The sequence below is a fragment of the Paucibacter sp. KCTC 42545 genome, from assembly GCF_001477625.1.
Taxonomy (GTDB): domain Bacteria; phylum Pseudomonadota; class Gammaproteobacteria; order Burkholderiales; family Burkholderiaceae_C; genus Paucibacter_A.
The window spans coordinates 1857184-1871407 of sequence record NZ_CP013692.1 but is presented as its reverse complement, the minus strand read 5'-3'; the positions used below and the strand labels follow the sequence as shown (position 1 = coordinate 1871407).

Here is a 14224-nt window from a genome sequence, read left to right as displayed (position 1 = left end):
TGCAGTGCCTTCGCCCCATTTACCTCCCAAAGCCAGTCGATTGCCCCTGCCGGGCAGCGACGCGAACCCACCTCAGTTCACTACCGTGCCGCCACCGGCGCGCGGCCCACCAACGTCCATCCAAGCCTGAAGAGGAACATCATGAGCGAGCAAGACAAGAAGAATGAAAGCAATGGCGGAGGCGTGTTGGCACGTCGCCGCTTCATGAACACCGCAGCTCTGGCGGGTCTGAGCATCGGGGCGATTGCCTGTACCGACAAGGCCGCCAGCACTGCCGCCGCGCCTGCGGCCTCCGGCGCCGCCCCTGCGCATAGCGGTGGCGCAGCCAACGCCACCCATCTGAAGCCAGGTGAGCTGGACACCTATTACGGCCTCTGGAGCGGTGGCCACACCGGCGATGTGCGTGTGTTGGGCCTGCCTTCCGGCCGCGAGATCCATCGCATCCCCTGTTTCAACCCCGATGCCCTGGTCGGCTGGGGCGTCACGAATGAGTCGAAGAAGGTGATGGGCACCAAGGCCGACGGTTCGCTGCGCTACACCGTGGCCGACACCCACCACGTGCACGCCTCCTACAAAGACGGCAACTACGACGGCCGCTATGCCTGGGTCAACGACAAGATCAACAGCCGTATCGCCCGCATCCGCCTCGACTACTTGTGAAGAGTCAAGACGTTGTTGCCTGAATCAGGAAGACGGGACATGGGCGGGCGGCATCCAATGCCGTGATGCGGTCGATGCCAGTTGTAGTGATGAATCCATCGCGCCAGCGCGCTGGTTCTGTCGCGGGAGTGCTGGTAGGTCTGGCTGTACGCCCACTCTCGCAGTGCCGATTGAATGAACCGCTCGGCCTTGCCGTTTGTTTGTGGACGGTAGGCCCGCGTGAAGCGATGTTTGATGTTCAACTCAGCGCAGGCCTGCTTGAAGTCCTTCGACCGGAACGGCGAGCCGTTGTCCGTGAGAAGCGCTCGCACCGTGACACCCAGCCCCGCGTAGTAGCTCACTGAAGCCTGCAGGAAGGCCACTGCGCTGCTCTTGCGCTCATCGGGGTGAATCTGCGTGAACCCGATGCGGGCGTGGTCATCCACGGCCACAAACAAGACTTCCCAGCCTGCGCCGCCGAACGTGTCTGCGCGGTTGCCGGTTACGCGATGACTGGGTCGCTCAATACGCCCGAGCTTCTTGGTATCGATGTGCAGCAGGTCGCCAGGCGCTTCATGTTCATAGCGCACGACAGGCTCAGGCGGACGTAGATCGCTGAGCTTGGACAGGCCGGCTCGTCTGAGGACGCGGCTGACGGTGGCCTTGGAAACGGTCAGGCTGGAGGCAATGCTTGCTTGCAGCATGAACTTGCGGCGCAACTCAACGATGGCAAGCGCCTTGCCCGGCTCAATCGCTCTGGGCGACTTCTGCGGCCTTGAGGACTTGTCGACCAGGGCGACTTCGCCTTGAGCAAGGTAGCGCCCAAGCCACTTGCGGGTCGTCATCTCGCTGACACCATGAGCCTTTGCGGCTTGCGCCACAGTTTGGCCTCTCAATGTGATGTCCTGAACCATTTCGATTCGACGCACGTAGGTCAATCGGGCATTCTTATGAATGTTCATCTGGGTTGTCCTCCTGAGCTGACTGGGGGTTTGGCGATTTCCAGTCTCTCAGAACCAGTCCGGGTGAACACCCGATACAACCTATTGGAACTTCACAACTACTTCGTTTGCGACAAGATCACCGAGTTGCCCAATGTGCAGGGCTTCCACGGCATCTTCCCGGACAAGGCCGACCCGGTCGATCCGAAGATCAACTACACCACCCGCGTCTTCTGCGGCGCCGAGTTCTCGATCCCGCTGCCGAACGCCGGCATTGAAGACGGCACCAAATACCACTCGCTGTTCACCTGCGTGGACGCCGAGAGCATGGACGTGCGTTGGCAAGTGCTGATCGACGGCAACTGCGATCTGACCGCCACCTCTTACGACGGCAAGCTGGCCGCCACCAACCAGTACAACACCGAGATGGGCGTGCACTACGAGGACATGATGTCCGCCGAGCGCGATGCCTGCCTGTTCTTCAACATTGCCCGCATCGAAGAGGCCGTCAAGGCCGGCAAATTCAAGACCTATGGTGACTCCAAGGTGCCGGTGGTGGACGGCACCCGCGAGGCCAACAAGGACGCCAAGACCGCGCTGACCGCCTATGTCTCGGTGCCGAAGAACCCACACGGCGTCAACGCCAGCCCGGACGGCAAGTACTTCATCTGCGCCGGCAAGCTCTCGCCCACCGGCACCGTGATCGAACTCGCCAAGGTGCTCGATTACTTCGACGGCAAGCTGGAAGCCGCCGACAAGGCCATCGTCGCCGAGGTCGAACTGGGCCTGGGCCCCTTGCACACCGCCTTCGACGGCCGCGGCAATGCCTACACCACGCTGTTCCTGGACAGCCAGGTGGTGAAGTGGAATGTTGAAGCCGCCATCAAGTTCCACGGTGGCGACAAGAGCGCCAAGTACGTGGTCGACCGCATCGATGTGCAGTACCAGCCCGGCCACTTGAACGCCTCGCAGTCGGAAACCAAGGCCGCGGACGGCAAGTACCTGGCCGTGGGTTGTAAATTCTCTAAGGACCGTTTCCTGCCGGTGGGTCCGCTGCACCCCGAGAACGAGCAGATGATCGACATCTCCGGCGACAAGATGGTGCTGTTGGCGGATCACCCAGTGCGCGGCGAACCGCACGACTTCATCATCTTCAAGCGTGATCTGCTCAAGCCCAAGCAGGTCTACAACCTCGACGAGTTCCCGCTCGCCACCAAGGACCCGAAAGATTCCGGCGTGGTGCGCAACGGCAAGAAAGTCACCGTGCGCCTGACCTCGCAGGCCCCGGCATTCAGCATGCGCGAGTTCAAGCTGAAGAAGGGCGACGAGGTCACGCTGATCTTGACCAACTTGGACAAGATCGAAGACCTGACGCACGGTTTTGCCATCCCCAAGTACAACGTCAACTTCATCGTCAACCCGCTGGAAACCGCTTCGGTCAGCTTCATCGCCGACAAGCCGGGCGTGTTCTGGTGCTACTGCACCCACTTCTGCCATGCGCTGCACCTGGAAATGCGCACACGCATGATTGTGGAAGCTTAAGGCAATGCTGAATATGTACCCGTGATGCGGCGCGCCTCGGTTCGGGATGGACAACAAGGCGCAAACCACAGCCATAGCCCAAGCTATGGCGAGGATTTGCAACGCAGTTGGACGCCTGAAGCGGGGATGCGCAGCGCACGAGGGACTTGTTCGGCGTCGCCTCCAAAGAGGGCCTAGCAACAGCCCCCGGTGGCGCGCGGACTCGAGCCCCGCCGCCACCTTGCGGACGAGCGCCATCCGGCGCTCGTCCGGCCGACAGGAAGAGTAGATGAAATCGCATAGCCATGGACTGGCGGCCAAGTTGGGGAACTTCCTCCGATTGGCCGCATTTTTTCTGGTGCTGGTCTTGGGCGCGGAAGCCGCGCAGTCCAGCAACGGAGCCTATGAAGCCGCCTTGCCGGCCGAACTGGCCACGGCCAAGGATATGTGCGCCCTGCTGCCTTGCAGGGACGTCTTCCCTGGTGCCAAGAGCTTCTCCGAGCGGCTCGGCTCGCCGCCCTATGTGAAGGCGCTGGGCGAGGCCGACAAGTTGCTCGGTTATGTGATGCTGTCCACCGACATCACCGACACCCCGGCCTATTCCGGCAAGCCGGTGGTCACCCTGATCGGCATGGACCTGACGGGCCACTTCGTCGGCATCAAGGTGCTGAAGCATTCGGAGCCGATTCTGCTGCTGGGCATCCCGGAATCGGCGCTGCTCAAATTCAATGATCAATATCTCGGCAAGTCGGTCGCCGACAAGATCGAGGTCGGCCAAACCCGTCCGGACGAGAACGTGCTCGGCGTCGACGCGATCTCCGGCGCCACTGTCACCGTGATCGCTCAGAATCAGGTCTTGATGGCTTCGGGCCAGGCGGTGGCCAAGCAGGTTGGCATCTTGGCGCCGACGGTGCGTGATCCGGCCCGTTACGCCCAGACCGAGCGGCGCTTCGACTGGGCGCAGCTGGTCAAGCTCGGCGCCGTGCAGCGCCTGCGGGTCAGCCCCGAGCAGGTCGGGCTGCCGCGCGGCCCCGAGCCTTTTATCGAACTCTGGTTTGGCGACTTGAACCACCCCGCCATCGGCGCCAGCCTGATGGGTGCCAGCAACTGGGCCAATCTGCGTTCGCGCATGAAGGAGAGTGAACATGCCTTCTTCATCATCCGCACGGCCGGCATCGAATCCTTCAAGGGCTCGGGCTTTGTGCGCGGCGGTATTTACGACCGAGTGCAGGTCAAACAAGGCGCCGACTCTTTCACCTTCCGTGATCTGGACTACTTGAACCTCTACGGCCTGGAGGCGGCTGGCGCGCCGGAGTTCAACGAATCGGCCATCTTCATCATTCGCTCCAAATCCTTCTCTGCCGCTTATCCCTGGCAATTGGCCTTCCTGGGCAACCGGGTGGACCGGGCCACAGGCACGCGCAGCTTCGCCAACTTCGACAGCAAATATTGGCTGGCCGCCGAGTTGCTGGAGGGCGGCCGCCCGGTGGTGGTAGAGGCCGACGCCCCCTGGGTGCGCGTCTGGAAGACACGCGCGCTCGAGATCGGCCTCTTCATCGCCCTGCTGGTCGGCGTGACCGTGGTCTACGCCTTGCGCGAAAAGCTGACGCGCCTGTCCACCCACAAGAACAAATGGCCGGTCAACGCCTTCAAGTACACGGCCTGGGGCTTGAGCATCGCCTTTGTCGGCTTCGGCGCGATGGCGCAGCCCTCCATCACCCAGGTGCTGACCTGGTTCCATTCGCTGCTGTTCCAGTGGACCTGGTCGCTATTCCTGTCCGACCCCTTCATCTTCGTGTTCTGGATCTTCATCATCGTCACCGTCTTCTTGTTCGGACGCGGCCTGTTCTGCGGCTGGATGTGCCCGTTTGGCTCGCTGTCCGAGGCCATCTACAAGGTCGGCGAGAAGATCGGGCTGAAGCGCTTCCAGGGTCATCTGCCGAACGCTTGGCACCACCGGCTGAAGTGGCTCAAGTACGCCATCTTTTTTGGCCTGCTGGCGATCTCGATGTTCTCCATGGGCCTGGCCGAAAAGCTGGCCGAGGTAGAACCCTTCAAGACCACCTTCCTGGTCGGCATCACGAACCGGGCATGGCCTTATGGTCTGTTCGTCGCCACGCTGCTGGGACTCTCGCTGTTCATCGAGCGGCCGTACTGCAAATACATCTGCCCGCTCGGCGCGGCCCTGGCCATGCCCAGCACCTTCCGCTGGTTCGGCCTGAAGCGCAAGCAAGACTGCAATAGCTGCAAGGCATGCGCAGTCGGTTGCGGCTCGCTGGCGATTGATGCGGCTGGCCGCATCGACCACCGCGAATGCCTGCACTGCCTGGACTGCATGATTCTGTACACCGACACCAAGGGTTGCCCACCCCTGGCTAAAGAGCGCAAGCGCCGCGAGCGCGACGGTCTGTTGATCACCCCGATTGGCCGCGATGGCTATTTCATTCCCATCCAGCCCATTCAGCCCATTGCCATGAGCGAGAAGGTGACCCAGGGGCCGGACCCGCGCATGCCCACCGACCCATTGGCGCCGGCCCACAAGGCCAATGCACAGGGCTTGAAGTGGATCTGGGCGGAGTTGTTCGACCACCTCTGGCCTTGGCACAAGGACAGTTGGAAGAGCCAGAAGGCACTGCAGATCGCCGGCTTCTCGCTGGCCCTGGCCGCCACGCTGGCCTGGGTGCTGGCCGGCAGCGGGCGCTTATCCCAAAGTGCGATCATTGCTTGGTGGTTTGGCTGGAGCGTCTACGAGGTCTTGATCCGTCTGGCGGGCAAGCGCTACGTCAAAGACGGCCCCTGGTGGCAGGGCCACTACCGCCGCGCCTCGGTGATGGACATGCTCAGCTATGTCGGCTTCAAGAATCTGCTGATCGGCGCGGCTTTGTTCCTGGCGCTGAAGGCAAGCGGCCTGATGCTGGCATGAGAGCTATCTCCCTTCTGTTCTTGGTACTGCTGGCTCTGCTCGCGCATATGGGCTGCGCGCAAGCCGCCACGCTGCGGATCAAGCCCGGCCAGTCGCTGCAAGAGGCGATTGCCGCCGCCGCACCCGGCGATGTGCTGGAGATCGAACGCGGCCTCTATGTGGGCAACTTTCTGATCGACAAGGCGCTGACGCTGCGCGGAATCGATCGACCGACGCTGAGCGGCGCCTTGACGGGCGACACCGTGCGCGTCACCGCCGCCGACGTGAGCATCGAAGGCCTGATCGTGCGCGACTCCGGCAGCAGCCTGAAGGATCAGAACGCCGGCATCTACATCCGCCCCGGAGCGCACCGGGCGCTGGTGCAGCACTGCGACCTGGCCTACAACCTGTTCGGCCTGTGGATCGAGAAGGCCAATGGGGTGCGGGTGGAACACAACCTCATCACCGGCAAGCGCGAGCTGAACAGCTCACAGCGCGGCAACGGCATCCAGCTCTACAACACCGACGGTGCCCGCATCATCGGCAACAACATCGGCTTCGTCCGCGATGCGCTCTATGTGGATGTGAGCCACAACGCCATCTTCAAGAGCAATAAGCTGCACCACAGCCGCTACGGCAGCCACTATATGAACTCCTACTACAACCTGTGGGAGGACAACGAGAGCTATTACAACCGTGGCGGCCTGGCCCTGATGGAGGTGCGCAACCAAGTGGTTCGCGGCAACCGGACCTGGGGCAATAGCGACCACGGCATCATGCTGCGCACGCTGCAGGATTCGGTGATCGAGAACAACATCATTGCCGGCAACGCGCGCGGCTTCTTCATCTACGACGTCGAGTACGCGACGCTGAAGGGCAATTTGGTGGTCGACAACCAGGTCGGCGTGCACCTGTCCGCCGGTTCGACCCGCAATGTGGTGGAAGGCAATGACTTCATCGTCAACCGCGAGCAGGTGCGTTACGTCGGCGCACGCGATGAGGTCTGGGGTGGTAAGGACAAAGGGTCCGGTGGCAACCATTGGAGCAATTACCTGGGCTGGGACCGCAATGGCGATGGCGTCGGCGATGTGCCCTATGAGGCGAACGACATGGTGGACCGCCTGAGCTGGCGCCATCCGAGCGTCAAGCTGCTGCTGGCCAGCCCTGCCGTGCAGGCGCTGCGTCTGGTCGGCCAACAATTTCCGGTGCTGCGTGTGCCCAGCGTGGTCGACCCGGCCCCGCGCATGCAGCCCGGCGACAAGCAATGGAGTGAGTGGCGTGACAAGCACTATCCCGGCCAATAAGGTCAGCCCCTCCGCGGGCAGCGCAGCGCCAGCCATCGAGGTGCGCGGCGTCAGCAAGCATTTCGGCGCTATCCATGCGGTGGATGGCGTTGACCTGCGGGTTGAAGCCGGCGAAATCTTCGGCCTGATCGGCCACAACGGCGCCGGCAAGAGCACCTTGTTCAAGATGATGTTGGGGCTCACGCCGCTGAGCGGCGGTGAGATCCTGATCGACGGGGGTTCGGTGTGCGGCAGCGGTTTTCGAGCCACCCGCCGTCGCCTGGGCTATCTGCCCGAGAACGTGGTGCTGTATGACAACCTCAGCGGCCTCGAGACGCTGCGCTTCTTCGCCAAGCTGAAGGGCGCCGATCTGCAGCAATGCGCGCCAACGCTCGAGCGGGTGGGCCTGGCGCATGCCGGCACGCGGCCCTTGCGTGAGTACTCCAAGGGCATGCGGCAAAGGCTCGGCTTTGCGCAAGCACTGCTGGGCGAACCGCGCGTGCTGTTTCTGGACGAGCCGACCAATGGCCTGGATCCGCAGGCGATTCGCGACTTCTACAGCGTGCTGCAAGACTTAAAAGCCAAGGGCGTGACGGTTCTGATCACCTCGCACATCCTGGCCGAATTGCAGGAGCGCGTTGACCGACTGGCCATCATGGCGGCCGGCCGCATCCAGGCGCTGGGCACCGTGCAAGAGCTGCGCGAACAACAGCGCGCACCGCTGCGCATCGAGCTGGGCTTGAGCGAGGCAGATGCGGTGCTGGTGCGCCAGGAACTTGGGCGCTTATGGGTTGATGGCAGTGAGGGCCTGGCCTGCCGCAGCACGCCGCAGGGGCTCAGCCTGACCTGCCCACGCGAGTCCAAGATGGCCGTGCTGGGCTTGGTCGGCACCTTGGGCTCACGCCTGCTCGACTTGAGCTTGCATGAGAGTTCGCTGGAGGATGTGTTCTTCGGGGTTGGCCAGTCGGCGAATGAAGTTGCGGTGGGTGTTGCTGTGGCGGGAGGCCGTTGAACATGGAACTGAGTCAAATCTTCACCCTCGCAGGCAAGGAATTCCGCGACCGCATGCGCAACCGCTGGGTGCTGGCGGTGGCGTTGGTGTTCACCGCCTTCTCGCTGGTGATCACCTACTTTGGCGGCGCCAGCAGTGGCCAAGTCGGCCCGCGCTCGATCGAGTTCATCATCGCCAGCCTGGTCAGCCTGGTGATCTATCTGATCCCCTTGATCGCCCTGCTGCTGGGCTTTGACGCCATCGTTGGGGAACGCGAACGCGGCTCGCTGGATCTGCTCTTGGCCCTGCCGATCACCAAGCTGGAGTTGCTGCTGGGCAAATACCTGGGCCTGGCGGCCGCCTTGACGCTATCCACGCTGGGCGGCTTCGCCCTGGTGGCGGCGCTGCTGTATCAACAGTTTGGCTGGCCCGGTCTGTTCCATTACCTGGGCTTTATGTTCAGCAGCACGCTCTTGGGCTTGGCCTTTCTGAGCCTGGCGGTGCTCTTGTCGGTGCTCAGCCGCGAGCGCACCCGCGCTTCGGGCCTGGCCATCGCCTTGTGGTTCTTCTTTGTGCTGGTGTTTGACCTGCTACTGCTCGGCGCCCTAGTGGCCAGCAGTGGCGAGTTCGGCGGCGAGGCCTTGGCCTATCTGCTGCTGCTCAACCCGGCCGATGTGTTCCGCATCCTCAACATCTTTTCGCTCGACGATATGCGCACCCTCTATGGCCTGACCAGCATCGTGCCGCCGGCCCTGGCCAAGCCATGGCTGATGGGCTTGGTGATGGGCGGCTGGATCGTCGTGCCCTTGCTACTGGCTCGCTGGAGGTTCAAATGAATAGGCGCAATTTCAAATCATCAACATCGGCATTGCGCACCGCCGTGCTGTGCGCGGTGTTCGCGCTCGGGCTCGGCGCCTGCGGCCGTTCGGACGAAGCCAAGGCCGTGGCGGCCGCTGAAATCGATGCCAGCAGTACCTGTGAACTGGACGGCATGTTGCTGGCCGACTACCCTGGCCCTAAGGCGCAGATCCACTACGCCGGGCAAGCTGCGCCGAGCTTCTTCTGTGACACCGTCGAGCTTCTCAACACCTTGCTGGCCCCCGAGCAGGTCAGGGCGATCAAGGCCGTCTATGTGCAGGACATGGGCAGCGCCGACTGGGATCAGCCACGTGGCTTCTGGATCGATGCCAAGAGCGCAATCTATGTGCTGGGCAGCACCCGCCAGGGCTCGATGGGACCCACCATCGCGTCCTTCGCCAAGGAGTCTGATGCCAAGGCCTTTGCCGCCAAGTGGGGCGGCAAGCCGCTGCGTTTTGCCGAGATCACGCGCGATATGGTGGACCTGAGCGGCGGCGCGCTGCACGACAGCAAGATGTAGGGCACGGCCACCATGCTGCCGGTTTCTGTTCCGCTGCACGGGCCCCTGGGGCGCTTGAGCCGGCTGGCCTGGGCGGCGTTCTTGGGCATCGCCTTGGCCGGCAGCTTGCAATTGCTGCCAGGCAGTGGGGCAAGCCCCAAGCTGGATCCGAGGGCAGAGGTTTGCGTCGTGGCGCCGCCAACGCCTTATGACCCGGCCTCAGGCCTTGCCTTGCTGGCGCCGCGCCCTGTGCCGGCTGACGCGCGCTGCCCCGTTTGCGGCATGTACCCGGCACGCTCGCGCGAGTCGGCGCGCTGGGCGGCTCAGGTGATCTTCGACAACGGCGACGCGCAGTTCTTCGACTCACCGCTGTCGCTGTTCATCTATTTGCGAAACGTGGCGCGCTACACACGCGGGCGTGGTGCCTCTCAGATCGCCGCAAGCTATGTGAGCGATGCGAGCAGCGGCGCTTGGCTGGCGGCGAACGCAGCCGTCTATGTCCAGGGCTCGACGGCCACCGGGCCGATGCGCGCCGGCAACTTGCCGGCCTTTGCCGATGCGGCTGCAGCACAGCGCTTCATGCGCGAGCGAGGCGGGCGCTTGTTGCGCGCGAGCGAGATCAGCCCTGAGTTGCTGAGGCGGCTGGACTCAGGCACACATCTCGACCATTGAGCCTGACACTGCCGGCAATCGGTGGTGGGCAATCGGTGGCGGGCAATCTCAGGCCGGTAACTGTGGTGCTGCAGCAAGCGGAGCGGTTTTCCTTATTCCTGTTCAAGGAACTGGCGCCCACATATCCCTAGTCTTGCGGCATCTCCACTCAATATCGAGGATCACCATGAGCCGAGGCTTCACCAGCCAGATGGCGCGCAATATCTTTTATGGCGGCACGGTCTTCTTCGTGCTGCTGTTTGCCGCGCTGATTTTCGACACCGAACAACGCATTCCCCAGCGTTCCAACGCGGCGGCGATCACGCCTGCCGTGGTGCGCGGCAAGCATATTTGGGAGGCCAATAACTGCATCGGCTGCCACACTTTGCTGGGGGAGGGCGCCTACTTCGCACCCGAGTTGGGCAATGTCTACACGCGGCGCGGCCCCGAGTTCATCAAGGCCTGGATCAAGGCCCAGCCCACCGGCGTGCCGGGGCGCCGCCAGATGCCCAATTTCCATCTGAACGATCAGCAGCTCGACGACATGGTCGAGTTCCTCAAATGGACCAATGGCGTCAACACTGAGAAGTGGCCACCGAATGTGGAAGGCTGAGGAGAAGACACTATGAAACCCATCACCCTCAAATACCAGTCGCAGGCGGTTGCCAAGCTTTACTTCATCGGCGCCTTGGCGCTGTTTGTTGGCCAGATCATCTTTGGCCTCGCGCTGGGACTGCAATACCTGATCGGGGACCTGATGTTCCCGGCCATTCCTTTCAATATTGCCCGCATGGTGCACACCAATCTGCTGATTGTGTGGCTCTTGATGGGATTCATGGGGAGTGCCTACTTTCTGGTTCCAGAGGAGGCAGAGACCGAACTCTTCAGCCCACTTTTGGCCAAGATCCTGTTCTGGATCTTCCTGGCCGCCGGTGCGCTCACCATCCTCGGCTATCTGCTGGTGCCTTACGCCTCACTGGCTGAAATGACGGGCAACAACTTGCTGGCCACTATGGGGCGCGAGTTTCTGGAGCAACCCTTGCCTACCAAGCTCGGCATTGTGGTGGTGGCGCTGGCCTTCTTGTTCAATATCAGCATGACGGTGCTGAAGGGCCGCAAGACAGCTATCACCCTGGTGCTGCTGATGGGCTTGTGGGGCCTGGCCCTGATGTTCTTGTTCAGCTTCGTCAATCCGGACAATCTGGTGCGCGACAAGATGTACTGGTGGTTCGTCGTTCACCTCTGGGTGGAAGGGACTTGGGAGTTGATCCTGGGCGCATTGCTGGCCTTCGTCTTGATCAAGACCACCGGCGTGGACCGTGAGGTCATCGACAAATGGCTGTACCTGATCATCACCATGGCCTTGGTCACCGGCATCCTGGGCACCGGCCACCACTTCTTCTTCATCGGCCTGCCGGGCTACTGGCTGTGGGTGGGCAGCATCTTCAGTGCGTTGGAGCCCATTCCCTTCTTCATGATGACCTTGTTCGCCTTCAATATGGTGCAGCGCCGCCGTCGTGAACATCCGAATCAAGCCGCCTTGCTGTGGGCCGTGGGCTGCGCCGTGATGGGCTTCCTGGGCGCTGGCCTGTGGGGCTTTATCCATACCCTGAGCCCGGTCAACTACTACACCCACGGCAGCCAGCTCACTGCGGCCCACGGCCACCTGGCTTTCTATGGCGCCTATGTGCTGGTGGTCATTGCGATGATCAGTTATGCCATGCCCTTGCTGCGTGGCCGTGAAGCCAACTCGCGCCGCGCCCAAAGCGTGGAGATGTGGAGCTTCTGGATCATGACCATCGGTATGGGCGTGATGGTGCTGGCCCTGACGGGCGCGGGCATTCTGCAAGTTTGGCTGCAGCGCATGCCCAGCGAAGGTGCCATGGGCTTCATGGCCACCCAAGACCAGCTGCGCTTCTTCTATTGGCTGCGCATGTCGGGCGGCGTTGGCTTCCTGATCGGCTTGCTGACCTATCTGAGCAGCTTCTTCGTCGGCGCTGGTACGGCTGAGGAAGAGATGCCGGCAGCTGCCTTAAGCCAGGCGGTCTGATGGAAATGCACAGCGCACGGCAGCTGGATGCCTTGGGCGAGCCGCCTTTCTATGCCGAGCAGGGCGAGGAATGCCGCTTGTTCGAACATGCCCACGCTAGCCGGCTGCCCTTGTTGATCAAGGGCCCCACCGGCTGCGGCAAGACCCGTTTGGTTGAGCATATGGCGGCGCGCCTGGGGCGCCCGCTGATCACGGTCAGCTGCCATGACGATCTCAGCGCCGCCGACCTCGTGGGGAGGCATCTGATCCAGGGCGGCGACACGCGCTGGCTCGACGGGCCGCTCACCCGCGCGGTGCGCGAGGGCGCCATCTGCTATCTGGATGAAGTGGTGGAGGCCCGCAAGGACACCACCGTGGTGCTGCACCCATTGGCGGACGACCGGCGTGTGCTGCCGATTGAGCGCACCGGCGAAATGCTGGCCGCCGCACCCGGCTTCATGCTGGTGATCAGCTACAACCCCGGCTACCAAAATCTGCTCAAAGGCCTGAAGCCCAGCACCCGTCAGCGCTTTGTGGCTCTGGGCCTGGACTATCCGGTGCCGGCGGTGGAGCAAAGCATCGTCGCCACTGAGAGCGGCTGCACGCCGGCAGTGGCGTCGCAGTTGGTGCGTTTGGCTCAAGCCTTGCGCCGCTTGACCGAGCAGGATCTGGAGGAAACCGCCAGCACCCGCTTGCTGGTGATGGCGGCGCGCCTGCATGTGGCCGGCCTGCCTTTGCTGGCCAGCTGCCGAGCGGCCATCGTTGATGCGCTGACCGATGATGCCGACACCGGCGCCGCCCTGCACGAGGTGCTGCGGGCGGTGATCGGCGATGGCTGAAACATTGACTGAGGCCAGCGCTGCGGCCTCCGAACACAGCCGGCGTCTGCAGCGGCGGCGCCGCGCCACCCAGCTGGCCTTCTTCGCCTTGTTCTTGCTGGCGCCCGGGCTTGATCTGCTGCGTTTCGATTTGAACGAGACACAGCTCTGGGTGCTGGGCATGCGCTGGAGCTTAGGGATAGACGCGCTGGCGCATGGCCAAGTTTCGGCCAATACCGCTGCACTCAACTTGATTGTTCGTGGCATCTTGCCCGCGCTGCTGGTGGTGCTGCTGTTTCTTGGCGTGGCCTGGCGCTGGGGGCGGCTTTACTGCGGCTGGCTCTGCCCGCACTTCTCACTGGTTGAGGGGCTCAACGCATTGCTGCACAAGGCATGTGGCAAGTTCAGCCTCTGGGACGAACAAGCCAGCCTGCGGGTGGGTGAGCAGACGCAGCGGCGCTGGTGGCCGGTGTTCGCCCTCAGCTGCGCGCTGTTCGGCTTTCTTTGGGCCATCACCTTGCTGACCTATCTGCTGCCGCCGCGGCAGATCTGGGCCGGGCTGCTGAGTGGCAGCCTGACGCCTAACCAGACCCGCTTCATCCTGATCGGCAGCCTCGTGTTCACGCTGGAGTTGCTGTTTGCCCGCCATCTGTTTTGCCGCTTCGGCTGCGCCGTGGGGCTGTTTCAAAGCCTGGCCTGGATGGCCAATCCGCGTGCCTTGGTGGTTTCGTTCAAGCGCGAACGCGCCAGCGATTGCCGCCAGTGCAGCACTGCCCGGGCGCCCGAAGGCAGCGCCTGCGACCGCGTCTGCCCCATGCGGCTGAGGCCGCGCCAGATCAAGCGGCACATGTTTTCCTGCGTGCAGTGCGGCCGCTGCCTGGACCAATGCGCCGAATCCAAAGACCATCAGCCCCAGCTATTGCAGCCGCAGCTGGAATGGACGGTGGGCGCGGACGCGCTGCGTGAAACCTTGAGACAACAGCAACTGCAACAAAAGCTGCGCACAGGCGGGGACGGCCTGCCGCCTCAAGTCGCAGCCGATCAGGGCATGAGCGCCCGTTCATCGAATCAAACTCAGCAAGAAGGCTAGTC

General features: G+C 62.8%; 11 protein-coding genes and 2 pseudogenes. 12 read left to right on the top strand and 1 reads right to left on the bottom strand.

Annotated elements, in window-relative coordinates; all coding sequences use genetic code 11:
• Window positions 1–141: 141 nt before the first annotated feature.
• Window positions 142–654: pseudogene (locus AT984_RS08305) on the top strand (TAT-dependent nitrous-oxide reductase); the annotation flags it as partial.
• Here the strand turns inward: AT984_RS08305 and AT984_RS08300 are convergent.
• The gene (locus AT984_RS08300) at window positions 651–1601 is read right to left on the bottom strand and encodes an IS481 family transposase (RefSeq protein WP_058719692.1); all 951 of its coding nucleotides are present in this window, start codon (window positions 1599–1601) and stop codon (window positions 651–653) included. The pseudogene AT984_RS08305 and the gene AT984_RS08300 sit on opposite strands and share 4 nt — an antisense overlap.
• 96 nt (window positions 1602–1697) lie before the next feature.
• Here AT984_RS08300 and nosZ point away from each other — a divergent pair.
• The 11 genes and pseudogenes from nosZ to AT984_RS08245 all read left to right on the top strand — a co-directional run.
• Window positions 1698–3122 (top strand): annotated as a pseudogene (gene nosZ / locus AT984_RS08295) (TAT-dependent nitrous-oxide reductase); the annotation flags it as partial.
• A gap of 268 nt (window positions 3123–3390) precedes the next feature.
• A complete protein-coding gene (locus AT984_RS08290; RefSeq protein WP_058719691.1) occupies window positions 3391–6024 on the top strand; it encodes a NosR/NirI family protein in 2634 nt (877 codons plus the stop codon).
• Window positions 6021–7307 (top strand): nitrous oxide reductase family maturation protein NosD, encoded by a 1287-nt coding sequence (locus AT984_RS08285; protein WP_058719690.1) that lies wholly within the window; start codon window positions 6021–6023, stop codon window positions 7305–7307. Before AT984_RS08290 ends, AT984_RS08285 begins: the two co-directional genes overlap by 4 nt.
• Window positions 7282–8298: an ABC transporter ATP-binding protein gene (locus tag AT984_RS08280; RefSeq protein ID WP_082679881.1), complete on the top strand. Its 1017-nt coding sequence runs from the start codon at window positions 7282–7284 to the stop codon at window positions 8296–8298. The genes AT984_RS08285 and AT984_RS08280 overlap by 26 nt, the downstream gene beginning before the upstream one ends.
• A 2-nt stretch (window positions 8299–8300) precedes the next feature.
• Window positions 8301–9113 (top strand): ABC transporter permease, encoded by an 813-nt coding sequence (locus tag AT984_RS08275; protein ID WP_058719689.1) that lies wholly within the window; start codon window positions 8301–8303, stop codon window positions 9111–9113.
• Window positions 9110–9655 carry a nitrous oxide reductase accessory protein NosL gene (locus AT984_RS08270; RefSeq protein ID WP_058719688.1) on the top strand — a complete coding sequence of 182 codons (546 nt, stop codon included), beginning with the start codon at window positions 9110–9112 and terminating at the stop codon, window positions 9653–9655. Before AT984_RS08275 ends, AT984_RS08270 begins: the two co-directional genes overlap by 4 nt.
• Window positions 9656–9667: 12 nt before the next feature.
• Window positions 9668–10306, top strand: coding sequence for a nitrous oxide reductase accessory protein NosL (locus tag AT984_RS08265; protein ID WP_082679880.1), 639 nt, complete (start codon window positions 9668–9670; stop codon window positions 10304–10306).
• A gap of 166 nt (window positions 10307–10472) precedes the next feature.
• Complete coding sequence (locus tag AT984_RS08260; RefSeq protein WP_058719687.1) at window positions 10473–10898, top strand: c-type cytochrome; 426 nt, start codon at window positions 10473–10475, stop codon at window positions 10896–10898.
• 12 nt (window positions 10899–10910) lie between these two features.
• Window positions 10911–12335 carry a cbb3-type cytochrome c oxidase subunit I gene (locus AT984_RS08255; protein WP_058719686.1) on the top strand — a complete coding sequence of 475 codons (1425 nt, stop codon included), beginning with the start codon at window positions 10911–10913 and terminating at the stop codon, window positions 12333–12335.
• On the top strand, window positions 12335–13153 hold the full coding sequence (locus AT984_RS08250) for a CbbQ/NirQ/NorQ/GpvN family protein (protein WP_058719685.1): 819 nt from the start codon (window positions 12335–12337) through the stop codon (window positions 13151–13153). Before AT984_RS08255 ends, AT984_RS08250 begins: the two co-directional genes overlap by 1 nt.
• Window positions 13146–14222, top strand: a complete 1077-nt coding sequence (locus AT984_RS08245; protein ID WP_082679879.1) for a 4Fe-4S binding protein — start codon at window positions 13146–13148, stop codon at window positions 14220–14222. Before AT984_RS08250 ends, AT984_RS08245 begins: the two co-directional genes overlap by 8 nt.
• Window positions 14223–14224: the final 2 nt, after the last annotated feature.